General features: G+C 51.4%; 20 protein-coding genes. 13 read left to right on the top strand and 7 right to left on the bottom strand.

The window, feature by feature from the left end; genetic code table 11:
* Nucleotides 1-110 precede the first annotated feature (110 nt).
* The 7 genes from KK062_RS02980 (at nt 111) to KK062_RS02950 (ending at nt 5197) form a co-directional block, all read left to right on the top strand.
* The gene (locus KK062_RS02980) at nt 111-491 is read left to right on the top strand and encodes a VOC family protein (protein WP_254082743.1); all 381 of its coding nucleotides are present in this window, start codon (nt 111-113) and stop codon (nt 489-491) included.
* Nucleotides 484-1341, top strand: coding sequence for a helix-hairpin-helix domain-containing protein (locus tag KK062_RS02975; protein ID WP_254082742.1), 858 nt, complete (start codon nt 484-486; stop codon nt 1339-1341). The genes KK062_RS02980 and KK062_RS02975 overlap by 8 nt, the downstream gene beginning before the upstream one ends.
* An 18-nt stretch (nt 1342-1359) precedes the next feature.
* The gene (locus KK062_RS02970) at nt 1360-1659 is read left to right on the top strand and encodes an antibiotic biosynthesis monooxygenase (protein ID WP_254082741.1); all 300 of its coding nucleotides are present in this window, start codon (nt 1360-1362) and stop codon (nt 1657-1659) included.
* A 10-nt stretch (nt 1660-1669) separates the two neighbouring features.
* Entirely contained in the window at nt 1670-2839 is a 1170-nt protein-coding gene (locus KK062_RS02965) for an iron-containing alcohol dehydrogenase (RefSeq protein WP_254082740.1), read from the top strand.
* 107 nt (nt 2840-2946) lie between these two features.
* Nucleotides 2947-3681 carry a hypothetical protein gene (locus KK062_RS02960; RefSeq protein ID WP_254082739.1) on the top strand — a complete coding sequence of 245 codons (735 nt, stop codon included), beginning with the start codon at nt 2947-2949 and terminating at the stop codon, nt 3679-3681.
* Between the two features lie 11 nt (nt 3682-3692).
* Nucleotides 3693-4466, top strand: coding sequence for a DNA-formamidopyrimidine glycosylase family protein (locus KK062_RS02955; RefSeq protein WP_254082738.1), 774 nt, complete (start codon nt 3693-3695; stop codon nt 4464-4466).
* Complete coding sequence (locus tag KK062_RS02950; RefSeq protein WP_254082737.1) at nt 4466-5197, top strand: DUF72 domain-containing protein; 732 nt, start codon at nt 4466-4468, stop codon at nt 5195-5197. Before KK062_RS02955 ends, KK062_RS02950 begins: the two co-directional genes overlap by 1 nt.
* On the opposite strand, the gene KK062_RS02945 is transcribed toward KK062_RS02950, so the two are convergent.
* The 3 genes from KK062_RS02945 to KK062_RS02935 form a co-directional block, all read right to left on the bottom strand.
* Nucleotides 5194-5586 carry a DUF3037 domain-containing protein gene (locus tag KK062_RS02945; protein WP_254082736.1) on the bottom strand — a complete coding sequence of 131 codons (393 nt, stop codon included), beginning with the start codon at nt 5584-5586 and terminating at the stop codon, nt 5194-5196. The two genes, KK062_RS02950 and KK062_RS02945, sit on opposite strands and share 4 nt — an antisense overlap.
* Nucleotides 5564-6358 carry a HipA family kinase gene (locus tag KK062_RS02940; protein ID WP_254082735.1) on the bottom strand — a complete coding sequence of 265 codons (795 nt, stop codon included), beginning with the start codon at nt 6356-6358 and terminating at the stop codon, nt 5564-5566. The genes KK062_RS02945 and KK062_RS02940 overlap by 23 nt, the downstream gene beginning before the upstream one ends.
* A gap of 183 nt (nt 6359-6541) precedes the next feature.
* On the bottom strand, nt 6542-6967 hold the full coding sequence (locus KK062_RS02935; RefSeq protein ID WP_254082734.1) for a hypothetical protein: 426 nt from the start codon (nt 6965-6967) through the stop codon (nt 6542-6544).
* 270 nt (nt 6968-7237) lie between these two features.
* Here KK062_RS02935 and KK062_RS02930 point away from each other — a divergent pair, with 270 nt between their 5' ends.
* Nucleotides 7238-8983, top strand: coding sequence for an alkaline phosphatase D family protein (locus tag KK062_RS02930; protein ID WP_254082733.1), 1746 nt, complete (start codon nt 7238-7240; stop codon nt 8981-8983).
* A 54-nt stretch (nt 8984-9037) separates the two neighbouring features.
* Here the strand turns inward: KK062_RS02930 and KK062_RS02925 are convergent, their stop codons facing one another.
* Nucleotides 9038-9448, bottom strand: a complete 411-nt coding sequence (locus tag KK062_RS02925; RefSeq protein ID WP_254082732.1) for a DUF1801 domain-containing protein — start codon at nt 9446-9448, stop codon at nt 9038-9040.
* A gap of 10 nt (nt 9449-9458) precedes the next feature.
* Nucleotides 9459-10175 carry a thioredoxin domain-containing protein gene (locus KK062_RS02920; RefSeq protein ID WP_254082731.1) on the bottom strand — a complete coding sequence of 239 codons (717 nt, stop codon included), beginning with the start codon at nt 10173-10175 and terminating at the stop codon, nt 9459-9461.
* Nucleotides 10176-10485: 310 nt separating this feature from the next.
* On the opposite strand from KK062_RS02920, the gene KK062_RS02915 reads away from it, so the two are divergent.
* The 3 genes from KK062_RS02915 (at nt 10486) to KK062_RS02905 (ending at nt 13742) form a co-directional block, all read left to right on the top strand.
* The gene (locus KK062_RS02915) at nt 10486-10866 is read left to right on the top strand and encodes a globin domain-containing protein (protein WP_254082730.1); all 381 of its coding nucleotides are present in this window, start codon (nt 10486-10488) and stop codon (nt 10864-10866) included.
* A gap of 143 nt (nt 10867-11009) precedes the next feature.
* On the top strand, nt 11010-12962 hold the full coding sequence (locus KK062_RS02910; protein WP_254082729.1) for a PAS domain-containing hybrid sensor histidine kinase/response regulator: 1953 nt from the start codon (nt 11010-11012) through the stop codon (nt 12960-12962).
* A gap of 30 nt (nt 12963-12992) precedes the next feature.
* Nucleotides 12993-13742, top strand: coding sequence for a hypothetical protein (locus KK062_RS02905; RefSeq protein ID WP_254082728.1), 750 nt, complete (start codon nt 12993-12995; stop codon nt 13740-13742).
* A gap of 84 nt (nt 13743-13826) precedes the next feature.
* On the opposite strand, the gene KK062_RS02900 is transcribed toward KK062_RS02905, so the two are convergent.
* Nucleotides 13827-16751, bottom strand: a complete 2925-nt coding sequence (locus KK062_RS02900; RefSeq protein ID WP_254082727.1) for a DEAD/DEAH box helicase — start codon at nt 16749-16751, stop codon at nt 13827-13829.
* Between the two features lie 225 nt (nt 16752-16976).
* Here KK062_RS02900 and KK062_RS02895 point away from each other — a divergent pair, with 225 nt between their 5' ends.
* Nucleotides 16977-17909, top strand: coding sequence for an NAD-dependent epimerase/dehydratase family protein (locus KK062_RS02895; protein ID WP_254082726.1), 933 nt, complete (start codon nt 16977-16979; stop codon nt 17907-17909).
* Here KK062_RS02895 and KK062_RS02890 read toward each other — a convergent pair.
* On the bottom strand, nt 17888-18322 hold the full coding sequence (locus KK062_RS02890; RefSeq protein ID WP_254082725.1) for an SIP domain-containing protein: 435 nt from the start codon (nt 18320-18322) through the stop codon (nt 17888-17890). The genes KK062_RS02895 and KK062_RS02890 overlap by 22 nt on opposite strands.
* A 93-nt stretch (nt 18323-18415) precedes the next feature.
* Between KK062_RS02890 and KK062_RS02885 the strand changes: the two genes are divergently transcribed.
* Complete coding sequence (locus KK062_RS02885; RefSeq protein WP_254082724.1) at nt 18416-19417, top strand: helix-turn-helix transcriptional regulator; 1002 nt, start codon at nt 18416-18418, stop codon at nt 19415-19417.
* Nucleotides 19418-19449 lie beyond the last annotated feature (32 nt).

The following is a 19449-nucleotide window of genomic DNA, read 5'->3' as shown; positions in this document are numbered from 1 at the left end:
ACAGTTCGAGCCTGGGCTCGCGTACTTTAGCAATTTTTGCACATTGGTGAATGGTTGGGTGTGGTACTTTTGTTGGCGCGCGCGATGAACGTCTCATTAACTTTAACATTATGATGGAATCAGTATCACCGAATATTTTTGTTTATGATATCGACGCTACGGCGGCGTTTTATAAAAAGCTGGGGTTTGATGTGGCGGTTACGGTGCCGGACGACGATGGTGGGTTGACCTTTGTTATGATGACGTGTGGAACGGCTACGTTTATGTTTCAGACTTTTCGTAGCATTGAAGGACAGCACCCTGTTGTGCGCCGGGAGAATGGCGGGTCGTTATTGCTATATGTCAAGATGAAAAATATCCGGGTATTTTATGAGCGGATCAAAGATACCGTCACGGTGGTGACCCCGCTGGAGAAGACGTTTTATGGCGCCACGGAGTTTTCGATCCAGGACAACAACCACTATATGGTTACTTTTGCGGAAGATGAGTGATCCCACCAACGTGTTAGATGTTAGTCCGCTGGAGAAAAAGAAACTGCGGGCACACGGTATTAAGGTGAAGGAAATGCATCATCATTCCGTGGCGGAGCTGCAGGCGTTGCTGGGTGTATCGAAAATTCGGGCGATGGAACTGTATGCGCTATCGGAGTTTCAGAGTCTGCCGTCGATCGGTATTCGCTTTGCGCATGATATTATCGCGATGGGCTATTATTCGCTGCGCGATGTAAAGGGAAAGGACGGCGCCAAACTTACCGACCAGTTTGAACGACACCTGGGGGCATGGGTCGATCCCTGTCAGGAGGATCAATTCCGATTGATTGTACACTATGCTCAACATCCCACCGTACACCGTAACTGGTGGGACTTTACCGCGGAACGCAAGGCGTTTCGCGAGAAGCACGGTTATCCTGTCAATCGCCCAACGCAACCGTGGTTCGAGTTGCCCCGGTACCAGGCACCCAACCGGGTAGATGCGTCCCTGGAGACCACCAAACAAGACCTGGCTGCTAAGCTGAAGCGGTCGGTGGCCTTTATGAAAAAACATTTGGACGACAAAATCACCTTGGCGCAACTGGCGGACAGCGCCAACCTCTCTTCCTATCATTACCTGCGGTGTTTCAAAAGCGTTTACGAGGTGACTCCCATACAATACCTGACGCACATGCGGCTGAAAAAGGCTTCTCTACTGCTGCGCAGTACCGCGCATCCCATTGCCGACGTGGCCGTGCGCAGCGGGTTCGAAAATGAGAGCTCGTTTATCCGGTTATATAAGAAAGAATTCCAAATTACGCCGGCCGTATTCCGAATCCGGGCAAAAAGCGCGACCAAAAAATCGGGATGAACGGCTATCTTTGCCACCATGATAACAACCATCGTACACGTTCATGTAAAGCCCGAGTTTGTGGCCGATTTTATTGAAGCTACGCGCCTCAACCATGAGCAGTCCATTCAAGAGCCGGGTAACTTTCGATTTGACATCCTACAAGACGCTCAGGATAAAAATAAGTTTGTCTTTTACGAAGCTTATGCCAGCGAACAAGCTGTCGCCGCACACAAAGAAACTTCCCACTACCTGGCGTGGCGTGATACCGTTGCGCCTTGGATGGCCAAGCCCCGAGAGGGTATCAAGCATGTGATGCTTTTCCCCACTGCGAAATAACCATTATTTTATGAATGGCTTTACTTTTGCTGCTACGCCACAGCTGCACTTTGGTGCTGGAAAGATCTCCATGCTTTCCGGTATCACACAGACCTATGGTAACAACGTGTTATTGGTGACGGGTGCCCAGGCGTTTGAGCGCTTGCCGTGGGGTGCGTCTATCCGGCAACAGCTGGATGTGCCGGAGCGCGAGGTTCTGCATTACCGCATTGATGGTGAGCCTACACCCACGATGATTGACGATGCCGTGCGTCGGTATGCCGGGCAGGGTATACATGTCGTTGTAGCCATCGGTGGTGGCAGTGTGCTGGATGCAGGCAAGGCTATCTCGGCCATGCTACCTTTGAACGAGCCGGTAAAGGATTACCTGGAGGGCGTCGGTACACGGGCAACACATCCCGGTGTGAAGATCCCTTTTATAGCGGTACCGACGACGGCCGGCACCGGTAGCGAGGCTACGAAGAATGCGGTGATTTCTGAAGTCGGCGAGCACGGATATAAACGTTCCTTACGGCATAACAACTTTGTGCCGGATGTTGCTTTGATCGACCCAATTCTCACGGTGACCTGTCCGCCGGCAACAACCGCGGCGAGTGGTATGGATGCGTTTACGCAATTATTAGAATCTTATCTTTCTACTGCCGCTACACCGTTGACCGATGCCTGGGCGATGGAAGGGCTACAGCATGTAGCGAAGGCGCTACCCACGGCTTACCAGCACGGTGATAATATCGAGGCCCGCAGTAGTATGGCGCTGGCCGCGTGCCTGTCGGGCGTGACGCTGGCAAACGCAGGCCTAGGTGTCGTGCACGGATATGCTTCGGCGGTCGGTGGATATGTGGCAATTCCACATGGAGTAGTTTGTAGCACGCTAATGACAGCGGCTAACCGGGTGACTGTGCGCAAACTGCTGGCTGGTGGCGGTGAAGAGGCCCTGGGTCGTTACGCAGCTGTCGGGAAGTTATTTACCGGACAATCGTCCAAAAGCGATCGCTACTATATCGATCACCTGCTTACCACAATTGAAACCTGGGCGGCGGATATGCAAATACCCGGACTGGGAGCCTATGGCGTGACGCGCGCGGATGTTGGGAGAATGGTTGCTGTGACCGACAACAAAAACAATCCTGTTAAGCTGAATGCCGAAGAGCTGGCGGAAGTGTTGGAGGATTCTCTTTAACAGGCAGAGTTTATCTAAGCTTCCGCGAGCGTGTATTTTTATCAACACCGAGCGTGCTGGCTCGCCGGGCAGGGTTTTGGAGCGATTGCTCATAAAACTCTGAGGTTATGGCAACAAAAGCACTTACCCGAAAGCCGGTTCGCAAGGTGGCGAAAACGACCCGGGCGGCAAAACCGGTGAAGGCCACAAAGAAAGATGTGAGCCGGTCATACAACGCTTTCAAGGAATTTGACGGCCAGCATTATACCGGCATGCAGGTGGGGCGGAGCCACAAGTGGAATTATGACAAGGGCGTTTGGCGCGAGACGAAGGTAACACCCGATCGTTGGGAATTAACATATAATGTTATTAAACGCCGTGCCGGTCATGCGCCTGAAGGATCGGGTGTACCCATCGGTACCGGGTATCATTGGTTCATCCTCTCCCATCAATACGTCGAAAAACTAAATGCAAACGACTATACTACCTCCATGGTGGGCCTCAAGTTCAAGCTGGCACATAAGCGAGCAACCAAAGATACCTGGAGCTCATCCGATACGGCCCAGCGCAACAAGCTTATTGAAATCCTTCGCGGACTGATCGACGAGTTAGAACGCGAACCCGAAAAGACTATTCCCGTACCATTGCATTTTGTACACAAGGAAAAGGACTATAAGGGTGTGGCCATTCCAGTCATATCGAGCTGTGTCGATGGCGTCTGCCATCAACTTGACATTACCTTAAACAAGAAGCATGTGGGCGTTTTGAAATATACCAAGAATGGCTGGCGGATCACCGACACACCCCAGGGATTGGTAAACGCGATTAGTGCCCAGATCGAAGAATGGTATGAACTTCCATAACAATACTCTGTATGCCTGAATTACCCGATCTCCAGGTTTTTAGCAGCAACCTTGACAAAGCACTCAAAGGTAAAACTGTAGAAAAAGTTTCCGTGCCGGTAAAACAAAAGCTTAATGTTTCCGTCGCCACGTTAACTAAAAAGCTAAAGGGGCAACGTATAAAACATGTCTACCGCGATGGTAAAGAGCTGCATATCTCCTTTGGCGACAATGTATTGGCCCTGCACCTTATGCTCCATGGCAACTTGCAATTGTTTGAAGATAAGAATGATCACAGACATACGGTTTTGTCATTGCACTTTAGCGACCGTACAGGATTGGCATTGACAGATTGGCAACGCGCTGCTGCTCCTACGCTGAACCCCGCGGAACGTGAGGCCCCTGATGCCCTGTCGAAAGATCTGAACGGGAGACGTTTAAAAGAACTGTTACAACGAAAAACTACTATCAAGGCATTGTTGCTGGACCAAAGGGTAATCAGAGGCATTGGCAATGCCTACGCCGACGAAATTTTGTGGGACGCACGAATAGCGCCTACGTCCATCAGCAACAAAATACCGGATGCAAAGGTGAAAGTATTAGCGCGGTCTATCAAAAAGGTGCTGACACAAGCGGAAAAGCAAATCCGCAAGGCTAATCCTGCTATTATTACCGGCGAGATCCGCGGCTTTCTGTCGATTCACAACGCGAAGAAGAAAGAAAGCCCTACTGGCGCTGCCATACGCCGCAGTACCGCCGGTGGGCGCAAAACATATTATACGGACGAACAGGAGGTGTTCAAATAATGCGAAAGGGTAAGATCTATATCGGCACATCAGGCTGGCACTATAAACATTGGGCTGGCACGTTCTATCCGGAGGACATTAAGTCAGACGAGCAGTTTGCATATTACCAGGACTATTTTGACACGGTGGAGCTTAACAATTCCTTTTATCATCTGCCGGATCGTGCCACTTTTCGGAAGTGGAAGGAGACAACGCCGAAGAATTTTATCTTCTCTGTGAAAGGCAGTCGGTATATATCACACATGAAAAAGCTTTCGGATGCGCGTGAACCGTTGCGCGCTTTCCTACATAACGCCCGCGGGCTCGGCCGTAAACTTGGTCCCGTATTGTTTCAATTACCCCCGGGGTGGAAGCTAAACCTCGAGCGCCTACAAATATTTTTAAAGCAGCTGCCGCCTACATTGCGTGTAACGTTTGAATTCCGGAATACATCATGGTATACGCCGGAAGTATACGATGCCTTGCGGGCGCGAGGATGTGCCTTTTGCATTTACGAATTAGCAGGGCATTTGTCACCGATAGAGGTGACGGCCGACTTCGTCTACATCCGGCTGCACGGCCCCGGCGCAAAATATCAGGGGAGCTATAACCGCACGATTTTGAAACAATGGGCCCGGCGGCTTCTGGCATGGCGCGACAAGGGCATTGACAGCTATATTTACTTCGATAACGACCAGGCGGGCTATGCCGCCTTCAATGCCCAAACACTGCAAGAATTGGTAACCGGCTAATGTTCCGGTAGCACCAATTGTGCATATAACCGGTCCAGCATCTGGCATGCATCGGGTGAAAGGCCGGGATGTACGCGTGAGCATTGTACGATCGTGCTGCGCGTGGCGGTCAGCCAACGGAAGCGCTCCACCGGTGGAAGCTTTCCAATAGGACCGGCGCCTGGACCTCCCTGGCAGATGCGCTCAAAGGAACGCACGTACTCACGCAGCTCATCCATGTCAAGCTTAGCGCATAGCAGCTTCAGGCGAGTTTCGTCCAGCGAAATGCGCACCTGTAAGAATTTTTCGGCAGCGCACCACAAGATCACACCGACGTTGAGGAACTCCTCACGTTCCACGCGGGGCACCACGCGAATGACGGCGTACTCAAATAAGCGATTCTCTTGCATGCTGTGCTTCTGTTACAAAGAATGATGAATGGGCCAGCCGTGCCTCCAGGAATTGAGCATATGCCTGGCGTTGCTCTTCGGGTGTGGCAAAAACGGTATCGTCGGTCAGCCACTCGTCGGGTATACACCGCACGATGGCCTGGATGTGTTCGGACGTAAGCTTCGGCCGGAATTCGGCATCGACCGTTTCCAGCAGCGTCGCCTGGGGTAGCAATACGTGATCTTTGACCCGCGTAAAAGGGCGACGTGGCTCTTGCCAGTCATTCCACGAATGGTGGAAGTATAGCGCGGCACCGTGGTCGATCAGCCAGAGCTCTTTATGCCACCAAAGCATGTTGGTGTTACGCGCAGTACGGTCGACGTTCATCAACAAACAATCGAGCCACACGATCTGCGAGGCCAGCTGTGCATCAACGGGGGTGGCGAGTGGATCAAACGTGATCGAACCCGATAGATAATGAATCGCCAGGTTGAGGCCGGTACTGGCTTTTAGTAGGTCCTGTATTTCTTCGTCGCCTTCAATACGGCCGAACGCGATGTCGAGGTTGGCAAGCACAATCTCGGGCACGCGGAATCCCAGCAAGCGGGCGATTTCACCGCCGATGAGCTCAGCAATGAGGGCTTTGGTACCTTGACCGGCGCCGCGAAATTTCAACACATAGAGAAACTGGTCATCCGCCTCTACCAGGCCTGGCATCGATCCGCCTTCGCGCAGCGGCGTGACATACCGGGAGACGTTGACCGTGCGGAGCGCAAGTTGGTTATCGTTCATCCGTAAACTTTTCGCATCGTATATGCCAGGCACCGTGCCCGGCAAGCGCGTAAAAGTACAACATGCCAGGTGATACGACAAAGCATGTATCCGCTAAACCAAAAAGGCCGTCCTAATGGACGGCCTTTTCCTATTTATATATATATGAATAGTCGCCGGTTAGGGCGGTCGTTGAAGTCGGGTCTAGCGGTAAGACTGCGTGATCAACACGGCCTTGCCTTCTTCATTCAGGTTATACGTAATAGAGCGGTTTTCGTTTTCGATGCTGATCACATAAAGATTGGTTTGACTGTCTCGGTACACACCGGCATCATTCCAACCCGCATATTGATCGTCTTTGCGCAGCACCTTGCGCAGTCGATTGGGAATCTCGCGCTCAGCAAGTCGCTTGGTGCTATCGGGTTGTACCGTCGTGGACGTTTGCGCAGCAAGTTGTTTCATACGGTAATCGCCTTCTGCCAAGGAAGACATGTATTGCAAGTCTACGGGCGTGGCACTGGTCTGATACTGATATTGCTGGGTGGGCTGGTCGTTTGGGGTCAGGGTCTGTGCCTGGGTGGCTGCTGCTCCGAGCAACAGGCCGATGGAAAGTATAAGCTGTCTCTTCATAGTGTCGTTCGCGGCGGCGGCTTAGTCCGTTGCCGTATTTACCCACCATGGAACAATAATGCCATTTTCAAAAAACCGCCTAAACAGGCCAAAAATAAAGGTCGGCTACCCGTGTGGTGGTGAAAAATGCCACACCCTGTGTAAGTCCATACCGTATTCGCAGCACAATTACCCGCGCGTTACTTTCGGGGAGAAGATTTAATAAAACCATTACAGCCTGCGGCCGTCGTGAAGAATTTATACCGCCTACTTTTCAGTATAAATTCTACTATGAAAAAGGAAAAGATTTTTACAAAGCTTAGTCGCAGAAGCTTCATTCGTAATTCCGTTGTAGCGGCAGCCGGTGTTACCCTTTTGCCAGGTGCCTTAGCCAGTTGTAGCGACGACGACAGCGGTGGTGAAAACTTCACGCCGGAAGGTGACTTCGGCTTTTTTGAAGGTGTCGCCAGCTTCGATCCTACACAACAAAAAGTAGTTTTATGGACGCGCTACACACCGGCTACCAATGAACCTACCAAGCCGTCTATTCTGCTGGACGTCGCCAAAACCAACGACTTTAAAGACCTGGTGGTGAGTGAGTCGGTGGTGGTCGATATGGAAAGTGATAACACCGTATATGTCGACGTTGACAAACTTACTTCGAACACCCAATATTATTATCGTTTCCGTCACGAAAAGACCGGCGCGGTATCGGTTGTTGGCGAGACCAAAACTCTGCCGGCTCCGGGTGAAGTATCGGAAGTAAAGCTCGCCGTGGTATCGTGCTCAAACTTCCAGGCTGGCTTGTTTAATGTATACGGCGCGGTGGCAGAATCCAACGCGGACATCGTTGTACACCTGGGGGACTATATTTATGAATACGCTTCCGGCGGTTACGGCTCAAATGAAACGACAGCGGCCCTGAATCGTCAGCACAAACCTGCCGGGGAGATCGTTAGCCTCGAAGACTACCGCGCCCGCTACCGCCAATACCGCGGCGACGAGCAGCTGCAGAAGGCGCACCAGCTGAAACCTTTCATTTGCGTATGGGACGACCACGAGATAGCCAACGACGCCTATACCGACGGCGCAGAAAATCATCAGCCCGATACAGAAGGCAACTTTGTCGATCGCAAGGCGCACGCCCTGCAAGCCTGGCACGAGTACCTACCGGCGCGTGTGAGCAATCAGACTGAGATCTATCGTAACTTCGAGATCGCCGATATTGTTAATCTGATCATGCTCGATACCCGCATTGTTGGTCGGAATAGGCAACTGAACTATGTCGACTATCTGTCTGAGGCAGGCTTAAACAGCGCGGCTTTTGTTGCCGATTGGCAGAACCCGCAGCGCACGCTGCTGGGAACAAAACAGCGCGACTGGCTGAGCGGTAGTCTAGCCGGCAGCAGCGCCAAGTGGCAGGTGCTGGGCAACCAGGTGTTGATGGCAAAGATCTTTATACCTGCCGAATTGCTATTGCTCACTGCGCAAATCGCCTCCGGTGCGGTGACCCCTGAATTATTCCAACAATATAATGCCCTGGTAACGGAGCTTGTTCAGATCAAGGTACGACTGATGCAGGGCGATCCGTCGTTGACAGAAGCCGAAAAGGCGCGCGTACAAACTGTACTGCCCTATAACCTCGACTCGTGGGACGGTTATCCCGTTGAACGGGAAATGGTGTTTGCTTCGGCAGCTGGTAAAAAACTTATTTCGCTGGCCGGTGATACACACAACGCTTGGTATTCACAACTGTCAGATTCCGACGGTAACAAGGTGGGTGCAGAGTTTGCCGCGGCGTCAGTTAGCTCCCCAGGATTCGAAGCTATCTTTGGGGATAATGCCGAAGTCGTTGCCGGATTTCAATTAGCCTATCCGATTTTGGTCAATGACCTGGACTATGTCGATGCCGCCCGTCGCGGGTACGTCATGGCAACATTCTCCAACAACAGTGCAAAAGCCGACTGGCAATTCGTCACGACGCTGGCAACGAAAAATACCAAGACCGATTCTGGCAAAGTGGCTACAGAATCATAAGCCTGCATCGCATTGATTCATAAAAAAAGAGACCGGTGTTGCCGGTCTCTTTTTTTATTTCGGGTATTGTTTTTTTATGCTATCCACCGATCGCTCGATGAGGCTTGTGAGGACCCTGGTATCGATATCCTGCAGGCGTTTGATATAAATACAACCTTTTCCGGCTTTGTGTTTGCCGAGTTTTTCCATAGTCGCACTGGTGCCCGGTGTAACGTATAGCGTGATGTTTTGCTTACGCGGAGAAAAGCCCGCCAGGCACATGTCGCCTTCGTGGCCGCTGTCATAGCGGTAGTGGTATTGACCAAAGCCTATAATGCTCGGTCCCCACATGCGCGGTGCTTCGCCGGTCACTTTCGTCATCAGCTTTATGAGTGCAAAACAATCGTCGCGCACATCTTCCGCGGGCACGCCATTCAGAAATTCCTCTACCGACTTTTCAGTTTTCTTTGTCTTTAACTCGGCCATAGTAATTCACTTATAAATGTTGTACGGCGCCGGCTTCCAATGTTGCTTTATCGAGCAAACCCAGGTAAGACCATTTCTCCTCGCCGCTTTTGAAGAGCTTCAGCAACGGAATTTGTGTTATCCCTAATTCGCCGGCGAGTTGTTTGCTCTCGTCGATGTTCAATCGGACGATCTTCAGACGGCCGGTGTGCTCGCGGCCAAACTCTTGCAGAATAGGCTCGAGCCTTTTGCAAGGGCCACACCACGGCGCATAGAAGTCGATGAGCACAGCGGTGTCTGACGCAATGATGGCGCGATACGCCTCCATCGTTATAGCATCCGTGCGCAAGTCGGCTTGTCCGGCCTGCACCAGCGGCAAATTACTTTGCTGCCAGGCGATAGTGCCGCCCTTCAATTCGTATACTGACTTAAAGCCGTGGCTGCGCATATGGGTGGCCGCGTCGGCACTGCGGGCGCCTACCAGGCAGTATACATAGTACGTTTTGTTTTTATCCAGCCCTTCTATCGCCGCGGTAAAATTGCTATTGTTGAAATCCAGATTCTGTGCCCGGGCAATAAAGCCCTCCGCAAATTCGCGGGGCGTACGGACATCCAGCACCACGGCCTCCGCATCGTCGCGAATGGCCTCATCAAACTCGGCGGGCGATAACGCCTGCTCACGTGGTCCGCTGCAAGCGCTTATCAGCATGCAGACAACGGCTACTCCTAACACTCTGTATCGTTTCATAAATGCATGGCGAACGTGTATGATTTTCGAACGCCAGGCAAGATACTAAAAACAACTACCGTTTGCGCGACAACGAACATGCATATTTTGTGAACGGCACATCCGTCAGGTCTGGTTCCCTAAACCAGCGGTGTAATTCTGTAGTAGCCTACGGCGCCCTGCACAGGTTGTGTGTGCTATTTTGATATTCATAGGCTTTCGAGCGGCCGCTGATTAAAATTGTATACACCAATTTCGGGCGACCTGTACGACCCCCGGCAGCGATGACAAATGTCTTGTTTTTCGATGTTTAATCTTCCAATATTGCTGCATGCAAACGACTTATTTCGAGCTGCTGGGCGAGGAGAATATACGCACGCTGGTAGACCGGTTTTACGACCTGGTATTTGAACACGAGCAGATCGCGCATCTGTTTAAGAGCGATAAAGAAGAGATTAAAGAAAAGCAGCGGTTGTTCCTTACTCAGTTTTTGGGCGGCCCATCGCTATACAGTGAAAAGCACGGGCACCCACAGCTGCGGGCCCGCCACATGCCCCATGTCATTACCGAAGACGATGCCGTGGCCTGGCTCTCGTGCATGGCCAAGGCTATCGGCACGCTGCCCATAGACGAGGCGTTGAAAGATTCTTTGTTCAAACGTTTTGTGCCTACCGCCATGTTTATGGTGAATACCGGCGAGAATACGCCCTGATTATTAGGTGTAAAAAGAACGAATAAAATTTTGTATTTTGGTTGTCTAAGCGGATCTCTACAGGTGTAGGCCGATTATGCTATTCTATGCAGAATTCCATTTTTGGGAATCCTGATGCATAAAAGAAGGCGAAAAACCTTATCTTGAGCATTGGCGATAAAATTGCCGCACTCATACGTATTTACTCAGACTACATGGACACGGCGGACATTAATGAAGCGTATTTTTCGGGAAATATGCTTTTTGACATCCTGCTGAAGACCACACCGGATCAGATTTACTTCAAAGATCGGGACAGCCGGTTTTTACGGTGTAGTCAAAAGCAGGCGATCTGGCTGGGTGCTACAAATGAAGAGGAGCTGTGGGGCAAGACAGATTTCGATTTCTTTTCAGCGGAACATAGCAACCAGGCCTTTTTTGATGAACAGCGGATCATCGCCACAGGCATTCCGCTGATCAATATTGAAGAGCGCGAAACCTTTGAAGACGGCTCGAGCCGGTGGATCACGACCTCCAAGTGGCCCCTGCTAAACGACCGGCAGGAAATCCTGGGTACGTTTGGCGTGTCTCGCGATATTACCGACAAAAAGAAAGCCGAGCACGCCTTGCGCGCCAAGCAAACGTTTATGGCGAACATGAGCCACGAGATACGCACACCCATGAATGCGATTCTCGGGTTGAGCAAGTTGCTCATGAAGACCTCGCTCGACACCACGCAGCGCGACTACCTGCAAACCATCGTCTCTTCCGGGCAGAACCTGCTCGTCATCATCAACGATATACTCGATGTCTCAAAGATCGAATCCGGAAAGCTGCGCTTTGAAAAGATCGGCATGAAGCTGGAGCAAGTCGTACCGATGACCATCGCGGGTTTTCAACAAAAGGCGGAAGAGAAGAATATAGCCATCAAGTATAGTATCGACCCTCGCATCAGCCCGGTACACCTTTCCGACCCGGTGCGCATCGGGCAGATCCTAAACAACCTGGTGAGCAACGCCACCAAGTTTACCGACAAGGGTTATGTATCGGTTACGTGCACGCTCCTGGAGAAAAATGGCGATGTAGAAGTTGTACAGTTCACCGTGGCCGACACGGGCATCGGTATGAACGATACCTCCCGCATCTTTAACTCTTTCGAACAAGAGAACAGTACGGTGACTCGTAAATACGGCGGTACGGGCCTGGGCCTCGCCATCTGCAATCAATTGATCAGCCAGTTTCATGGCACCATTGATGTGAAGAGCGTGCACGGTAAGGGCACGACTTTTATTGTCGTGCTGCCGTTACAAGTAGGCTCCGAAAGCGACATTATCCGGCACGACCACGATATCCCCACACACGAAGTATTAGAGGGTAAGCGCGTACTCGTGGTGGACGATGTCGAGACCAATACGTTTTTGACCAGGATGTGCCTGGAGGGCTGGAAGGCTACGGTGGATGTCGCCCACAATGGCAAGGCGGCCATTCAGAAGATCAAAAATTATCCGTACGATATTGTATTAATGGATATGCAAATGCCGGAGATGGATGGGCTGACCGCCACGCGCTATATCCGGAAGGCGCTGCACAACGACCTGCCCATCATCGCGCTCACCGCCAATGCCCTCAAGGAAGAGGAAGAAGCATGTTTGGAAGCAGGCATGAACGACTTCGTGGCCAAGCCCTTTGAGGAGATGGTGTTGCTGCGGAAGATTTTACGCCTGCTACAACTGCGGTGCGATACGGTTGCCGCATCCCTGGTAACAACGCCTGCGGCGGAGCGCGCGCGGTATAGCCTGGATCAATTGATCCGCCTGAGCGACGGCGATCAGGCGGTCTATCAGGAGCTGCTGGGCAAATTCCTGAAAAGCATACCGCAGCATGTACAGGAAATTAAAGATTATGCCCTTGTAAAAGACCTGGCGTCGCTCCGTCATAAGGCACACAGTCTAAAATCACCCGTAAGTTTTCTGCACATTCCGGAAGCCGTGACAATTTTGCAAGAGCTGGAAAAAGGCAGCCTGGAAGACGATCCTCAAAAACATCACAGAAGTATCGTTCAGCTCGATGAGCTGCTGACGGAAATCGTCGAAGAGTTGAAGGCTAAGCTCCTGTAAAAATCTCACAAATTTATACCATATTGCGGTATGGTTGGACTCTATACCCCGTTGCTCATTCTTCAGGCTATTTGCCTGTATCACGCCTATCGTAACCGTGCGGACCAGTATTGGTATTGGCTCATTGTTTTAGTTCCTGGCATTGGTTGCGCTTTTTACCTCGCGCACAATTTCTATAACCGGAATAACTTACAGACCCTGAAGCAGGGACTGAACGAGGCGGTCAATAGCAATTACCGTATCGAGCAACTGGAAAAACAAGTAAAATTTGTCGATAACGTCGCCAACAAAACCCTGCTGGCCGACGCCTATGTTTCTGTCGGGCGGTTGCCAGAGGCTATTGCCCTGTATAACGACTGCCTGAGCGGCGCCTTTATGGCAGACGACCCTATCCTGCGCATGAAGTTGATGGAGGCTCACTACTTCAACAAAGCGTTCGACGAGGTGCTGGCCGTGGGCCGCCTGCTGGAATCGGAAAAAGACTTCCGGAATTCCCAGGCGCGTATTGCATATGCCTGGTCGCATCATTATACCGGCCAGTCGGATGCTGCTGCGGCAATATTTGAAAACCTCAACAAAACGTTCACCAACTACGACCACCGCCTGGCATACTGTCATTTTCTGCGCGAGACCGGGCAGCGTGAAAAGCTGCAAGAGCTCGTGCGGGAACTTATGACGGAGCTCCTGCAAATGAGTCCGCAGGAGAGAAAGTATCACCGCTCGTTAGCCGGCAACATTCGCGGTTTTGCCAAAAATCAGAACGAGGCGCCTGCCAAATAATCCCGGCAATTCTTCCGAACGACTATTGAGATTCTGTGCGTCTTCAGACCAGACGTTGCACAGTCCTGGCTGGTGCCGTTACGCTTAGCCGAAGAGGAACTCGACATCGTCGCGCGAAAGGTTCTTGACAAAGCCTGCGTCTTCGTGAATGAGCTCGTCGGCAAGCATCTTCTTGCGCTCCTGTAACTGGAGAATTTTCTCTTCCACCGTGTCTTTACAGATCATTTTATAGGCGAACACCTTGCGCGTCTGACCGATACGGTGCGCACGGTCGATGGCCTGCTGTTCGGCCGCCGGGTTCCACCATGGATCGACCAGGTATACATAGTCGGCTACGGTCAGGTTCAATCCCGTGCCACCTGCCTTGAGCGAGATCAGGAACGCTTTTATACTTTCGTCTTCGGTAAAGCGCTCTACTTCCGCCTTACGTTTGGGTAGGGACGTGCTACCGTCGAGACGGCAGTGGCTGATCTCCGCCTCGTCGAACGCCTCACTAATGACGTTCAGCATTTCTGTGAATTGCGAGAACACCAGCAGCTTGCGAATGCCCGCATTCTCTTGTACCTCGCGCACTAACTCTTCTACTTTTACGGAAGCTTTCAGGTCGTCGCCTGCGTTCTTGATCAATGACGGGTGGTCGCAGATCTGTCGAAGGCGAAGCAGACCTTCTAACACATATATACCCGATTTCTCCAGTCCCTCTTCGTCTATCTTTTTCAACAGCAGGTTGCGGTAGTTATCGCGGTAAGCGTTGTAAAGTTTGCGCTGCTCTGCTTCCATGACGCACCACAACACGGAAATGGTTTTATCGGGCAGGTCTTTAGCCACCTGCTCTTTGGTACGACGTAGCGTAAAGGGATGAATAAGGCGTTTGAGATGTTGCGTTTTCTCTTTGTTGCCTTGTTTGTCGATGGGGTTTGCAAACTCCCGGTTAAAGTATTCGCGTGAGCCCAACAGACCTGGGTTCAGGAAGTTGAACTGTGCATACAGATCAGATGTATTGTTCTGGATCGGCGTACCGCTCAGGATGACGCGATTCACAGCATTCAACTGCGCGACGGCACGCGTTACGCGTGCATCCGGGTTTTTGATGGCCTGGCTTTCGTCGAGGATGACATATTGAAAAAGGAAGTCTGTGAGATGCTCCAGGTCATTGCGCACCACACCGTAGGTGGCGAGCACGACGTCGTATTCTTTGAAATGCTCTTCTTTAAAGTCGCGTTGTAGTCCGTAGTAGGTATAAAACTTCAGCGACGGGCAGAACTTACGCATTTCATTCTCCCAGTTGAAGATCAGCGACGTAGGGCATACCACCAGCTGTGTACAACCTACGTATTTCTCTTTCACAAATTGCAGGAAGGATATTGTCTGTAAGGTTTTCCCCAGACCCATATCGTCGGCCAAACATCCGCCCCAGCCCAGCTCGTCCAGTGCTTGCAGCCAGTGGAATCCCGATTGCTGGTACGGACGCAGTGTGGCCTGGATCTGCGACGAGAGGGGTACCTTTTCAATCTCGTCATATGCCAGCAACTTACGTTTCCGGGCTTCAATATCCTGTTGCACGGTGGCGCCATCGATCTTGTCGAGGATATCTTCCAGCAGCGTATAGTGCATTTTGCTGACGCGCAGTGTGCCATTGTCTTCGCTGCCTGTACGCAACAGCAAGCTGTACTGACTCACCCATTCGTCTGGTATATGACCCAGGGTGCCGTCTTCGAGCATGATCGTGTCCTGCCGGTTGAGAATGGCGCGACGGATCTCTTTGAGCGTTACCTCCAGCTCGCCCCAGCGTATGGTCACTTTCAGGTCAAACCAATCGGTACCCGTGCTGGCGTGGATAATGAACTGTGCGTGACTGGTATTATACCGGAACTTCTTCAGCTCGTGCAGTCCATGCACGGCATACCCTTCTTGTTGCACCTTGCGCATCATGGTGATGAACCAGCCGTTTTTCATCACATCTGCAAAAGGCAGATAATAATATTGGTTGTTGCGCTGGTTGGAAAATGCGCTGTGTAGCGAGCGCAGGTACTCGTATAGTTTCTTTTCGCGTGGGGTATCGCGTTGAATGATCTTGACTTCGCCGTTGATCTCGGTTACGTGACTTTGTGCATCACTATAATCTATCACCTCCTCGTTATACGCAAACTGCGGACGCAGCATGAGGTTGCTTTCGTTCAGCTCGCTGAGCAACACGCTCGGCTGCGGCTCTGGCTGAACGATGTCGATATTGAGCTTGTCGCTGATGGTGACTTCGTATTTTTCCATCCAGGGCACCAGGTAACGGCGCGTGATATCTCGCTTCTCTTCCTTGGGGAATACCAACGGGCCACTCTTAAACTGGTCAATGATGGCCAGCGTCGCGGCGTCTGGGGGCAGGTAAAACGTGCCGTCCTTTTCAAGCAAACAGCCGCCCGCTATTTTTAGCTCGGACTCTTCGCCATCGAGAAAAAGTTTCAGGCGCAGCACCATGTCGTTGCCTTTGCTGTCGGCGGCGATCGTAATCTTTGCAGGAGCCTCCGCCAGCTTTACGGGCTTAACGTTGTTGTGGTTAAAGCGTCCGTACGACCGGAGCATATATAGTTGCGGCCACGCACGCAATGCAGGCCACAGTTTTTGCAGCAACTCCACGTAGTGCTTGCGCAGGTTGGCAAGTTCTTTAATAGACACGTGTGCCCACGTGCCGGAGTGATTGCGAATAAACCGATTGCCCGTACGCGTCATCCAGTCCAATAACTGGTTGTCGGAAAATTGCAGCACGTCTTTGTAAAACTCGTCACTCAGCGGTTGCAACAGCGCCAGCCCGCGTTCGGTGTTGATGGAAATGCGGCGATATTCGGGGATTCCGTTTTTGCGATAGATCAGCATCGGCTCCAAGTCGAAGCGCGTAGACTTGCCGGATACCAGGTTAAATAAAAAACCTATTTCATAATCGACTACCGTGCCTGCCGGTAGCATGGGGCGCTCAGCACTCTTCTTTTCTTTCTTCTCGTCCGGAAAAAGCATCATAGGATGTTGCGCAAGGTGTTAAGATGCCGGCCGGTTCACCGTCAAAACGGTGGGGGTTCAGCCAGAGGGACCGCAAGTATAAGGCATTGGGCCGGAAGTGTAAAGCCGGTGGCGACGTGAACGCCGGAATGGTCGTTGCACAACCTTAACTCTCTGATCACAAGGGTTTTTAATTTTCTGCAATAATTTTCTTTGTCCGTACGTCCCTGATAGAAAGCTTCGAACATGCAAACGATTTTGGGCGCCAACGGTGCCATTGCAAACAACCTGGTGAAAGCCCTCCCCGCCTATACCGATAACATCAGACTGGTAAGCCGCAATCCTCAACGGGTGTCACCTGCGACTGAAGTCATGGCCGTCGATCTGTTAGACGCCGTGCAAACGGATCAGGCCGTGGCCGGTTCCGACATTGTTTATCTGACGGCAGGACTGCCTTATAACATCAAAGTCTGGCGCGAGCAATGGCCCGTGTTAATGAACAATGTTATCGAGGCTTGTAAACGTCACGGCGCCAAGCTGGTGTTTTTTAGCAATGTATATCCCTACGGCAACGTACAAGGGTGGATGACCGAAGAGACTCCCTTCAACCCGGTCAGCAAGAAGGGTGAAGTGCGCGCGAAAATAGAAGAGCACCTGTTGGAAGAAGTACGCAAAGGCACCGTCCAGGCCATGATCGTACGCGGTGCCGACTTTTATGGCCCGGCCACTCCGCTTAGTTTTTTAACCATGATGTTGTTTGAAAACTATGCTAAAAAGAAAAGCGCGCAGTGGCTGATGCGCGACGATGTACGTCATTCTTTTACCTATACCCCCGATGCCGGCAACGCCATGGCCCTGTTGGGAAATACGCCGCACGCATACAACCAGGTATGGCATGCGCCGACAGACCGAAACGCGTTGACGGGAAAAGAATTTATTACCCTAACAGCCAGGGCATATGGCGTAAAGCCGGATTACCTCGTGCTGAAAAAATGGATGGTGCGCCTGGGTGGCCTGATGGACGGCAACATTCGCGAGGTTGTTGAAATGCTGTATCAGAACAATTCGGATTATTTATTCGACAGCAGCAAATTTGAAAAAGTCTTTGGCGTACCACCCACGTCCTATGAGGAAGGCATTGCTGAAACAGCACGTGCTTACAATCCTTCCGCCCGATAGGGTTGAACAATAATATTTCTAGCGTCCACGCCTCTCTCCAGAATGGCTTTGCGAAAAGCCTTGATGGAATGCGCATTGCCTGTTAGGTAAAAGGCTGCGGTGTGCCATACGTGCCACACGCGTTCGTGTAGCGTTTCAACATAGTGAATGGCGTGGCCGGCAGGTATATCCGATCGTGGTACGACATCGAGCATCAGACCTGCCTGCTCAGGCAGCTCCGTGCATGCTTCACGCAATTCCAATACACCAAAATACTCCTGATTGTTGGCGTGTATCTTGTGCGTGAGACTGCTGAACAAGCGGAGCGAAGTTTCGTCACCAAAGAAAAAATGATACTTGCTTTCTGTGCGATATAGTGATCTGCCGAGCAGGTCATCCATCGTATCTCCCAATCTCTTCGGAACTCCAGGCATAAAGAATAATGATTAGCTTTGGCAAAGATTCGTCTTTAGAGGCGGGCGCTTCTTACCCCAGACGGATTTTAACTGACCTTAAAGGGATTATTTATGCGAATGCGATTGACCGATACCAGTAATTGGGAGCCCGTGTTTGAGCGGATCTTTGCCGACAACTTTCACACCGCCGACGGCATTGAAGACCATTCCCTCGATTTCGATCATGTCGGACTGGGAAGCGCGTCCATACGTGAAATCTGGTTTGAGGGTGTACATCTCAACTTCGGAAAGTCGCGCGTGAACGGCAACACGTCCCTACACTTTGAAAGCGATACACCTGTGATCGAAATGCACTTTGGCCTGGGCGGGACAGCGCATTCGGCAAAGGTCAACAACATCCACGATTTCGTTTTTCAGCCGCAGCAGCATAACCTCTTTTACATGCCGGGGTTTGAAGGCTACCTCAAAACGGGTAGAGAAGAAGTCCTCCATGAGGTATTCGAAGTGCATTTTACCGAAGCGTACTTCAAACGCCTGGCCCATGCGCCGTTTGCCGTGCTGGAGAAATTTATGGAGCAGATGGACCGCGGGCACATCGTAATGATGAGTCGCCAGAACCACCTGATCACACCCGCCATGACACGCCTGATTCACGAGATCATGACGTGCGAACGCACCGGTGTCTTTAAGCGTCTTTCCCTGGAAGCGAAAGTGCTGGAGCTGCTATTGTTGCAGATCGAACAATTTACGCAAGGGGATACCGTGCGCGACACGCCCTGCCTTAAGCCGTGCGACCTCGACAAGCTGCACCACGCCAAATACCTGCTCGAGCAACACCGTGACACGCCGTACTCTTTACAGGCGTTGGCCCGGGAGGTGGGACTGAATGATTTCAAACTAAAAAAGGGCTTCAAAGAAACATTTGGCAATACTGTGTTCGGCTACCTGCACGACTTGCGTATGGAAGAAGCCCGCCTGCTACTGCTGGATAGCGCCGGAAAACCCATTCACGAAATTGCCAGCTACTGCGGCTACGAGCACGCCCAACATTTTACGCGATCGTTTAAAAAGAAGTATGGCGTAACGCCCGGCAGCCTCCGGAACAATAAATAATCTGAAACGAACATTCCCGCCGCTAACACCGT

Origin of the sequence: Dawidia cretensis (assembly GCF_018598175.1) — a bacterium.
Lineage (GTDB): Bacteria > Bacteroidota > Bacteroidia > Cytophagales > Cyclobacteriaceae > Ohtaekwangia > Ohtaekwangia cretensis.
The sequence above is the reverse complement of the archived record's forward strand: the minus strand, read 5'-3'. Positions and strand labels throughout refer to the sequence as shown.

Excerpts from the sequence above, each read along its gene's own strand:
- KK062_RS02945 (WP_254082736.1), bottom strand. The coding sequence starts at position 5,586 with ATGCAAGAGAATCGCTTATTTGAGTACGCCGTCATTCGCGTGGTGCCC.
- KK062_RS02900 (WP_254082727.1), bottom strand. The coding sequence starts at position 16,751 with ATGATGCTTTTTCCGGACGAGAAGAAAGAAAAGAAGAGTGCTGAGCGC.
- KK062_RS02920 (WP_254082731.1), bottom strand. The coding sequence starts at position 10,175 with ATGAAACGATACAGAGTGTTAGGAGTAGCCGTTGTCTGCATGCTGATA.
- KK062_RS02885 (WP_254082724.1), top strand. The coding sequence starts at position 18,416 with ATGCGAATGCGATTGACCGATACCAGTAATTGGGAGCCCGTGTTTGAG.
- KK062_RS02895 (WP_254082726.1), top strand. The coding sequence starts at position 16,977 with ATGCAAACGATTTTGGGCGCCAACGGTGCCATTGCAAACAACCTGGTG.
- KK062_RS02950 (WP_254082737.1), top strand. The coding sequence starts at position 4,466 with ATGCGAAAGGGTAAGATCTATATCGGCACATCAGGCTGGCACTATAAA.
- KK062_RS02915 (WP_254082730.1), top strand. The coding sequence starts at position 10,486 with ATGCAAACGACTTATTTCGAGCTGCTGGGCGAGGAGAATATACGCACG.
- KK062_RS02965 (WP_254082740.1), top strand. The coding sequence starts at position 1,670 with ATGAATGGCTTTACTTTTGCTGCTACGCCACAGCTGCACTTTGGTGCT.
- KK062_RS02960 (WP_254082739.1), top strand. The coding sequence starts at position 2,947 with ATGGCAACAAAAGCACTTACCCGAAAGCCGGTTCGCAAGGTGGCGAAA.
- KK062_RS02925 (WP_254082732.1), bottom strand. The coding sequence starts at position 9,448 with ATGGCCGAGTTAAAGACAAAGAAAACTGAAAAGTCGGTAGAGGAATTT.
- KK062_RS02970 (WP_254082741.1), top strand. The coding sequence starts at position 1,360 with ATGATAACAACCATCGTACACGTTCATGTAAAGCCCGAGTTTGTGGCC.
- KK062_RS02955 (WP_254082738.1), top strand. The coding sequence starts at position 3,693 with ATGCCTGAATTACCCGATCTCCAGGTTTTTAGCAGCAACCTTGACAAA.
- KK062_RS02905 (WP_254082728.1), top strand. The coding sequence starts at position 12,993 with ATGGTTGGACTCTATACCCCGTTGCTCATTCTTCAGGCTATTTGCCTG.
- KK062_RS02890 (WP_254082725.1), bottom strand. The coding sequence starts at position 18,322 with ATGCCTGGAGTTCCGAAGAGATTGGGAGATACGATGGATGACCTGCTC.
- KK062_RS02930 (WP_254082733.1), top strand. The coding sequence starts at position 7,238 with ATGAAAAAGGAAAAGATTTTTACAAAGCTTAGTCGCAGAAGCTTCATT.
- KK062_RS02975 (WP_254082742.1), top strand. The coding sequence starts at position 484 with ATGAGTGATCCCACCAACGTGTTAGATGTTAGTCCGCTGGAGAAAAAG.
- KK062_RS02935 (WP_254082734.1), bottom strand. The coding sequence starts at position 6,967 with ATGAAGAGACAGCTTATACTTTCCATCGGCCTGTTGCTCGGAGCAGCA.
- KK062_RS02980 (WP_254082743.1), top strand. The coding sequence starts at position 111 with ATGATGGAATCAGTATCACCGAATATTTTTGTTTATGATATCGACGCT.
- KK062_RS02940 (WP_254082735.1), bottom strand. The coding sequence starts at position 6,358 with ATGAACGATAACCAACTTGCGCTCCGCACGGTCAACGTCTCCCGGTAT.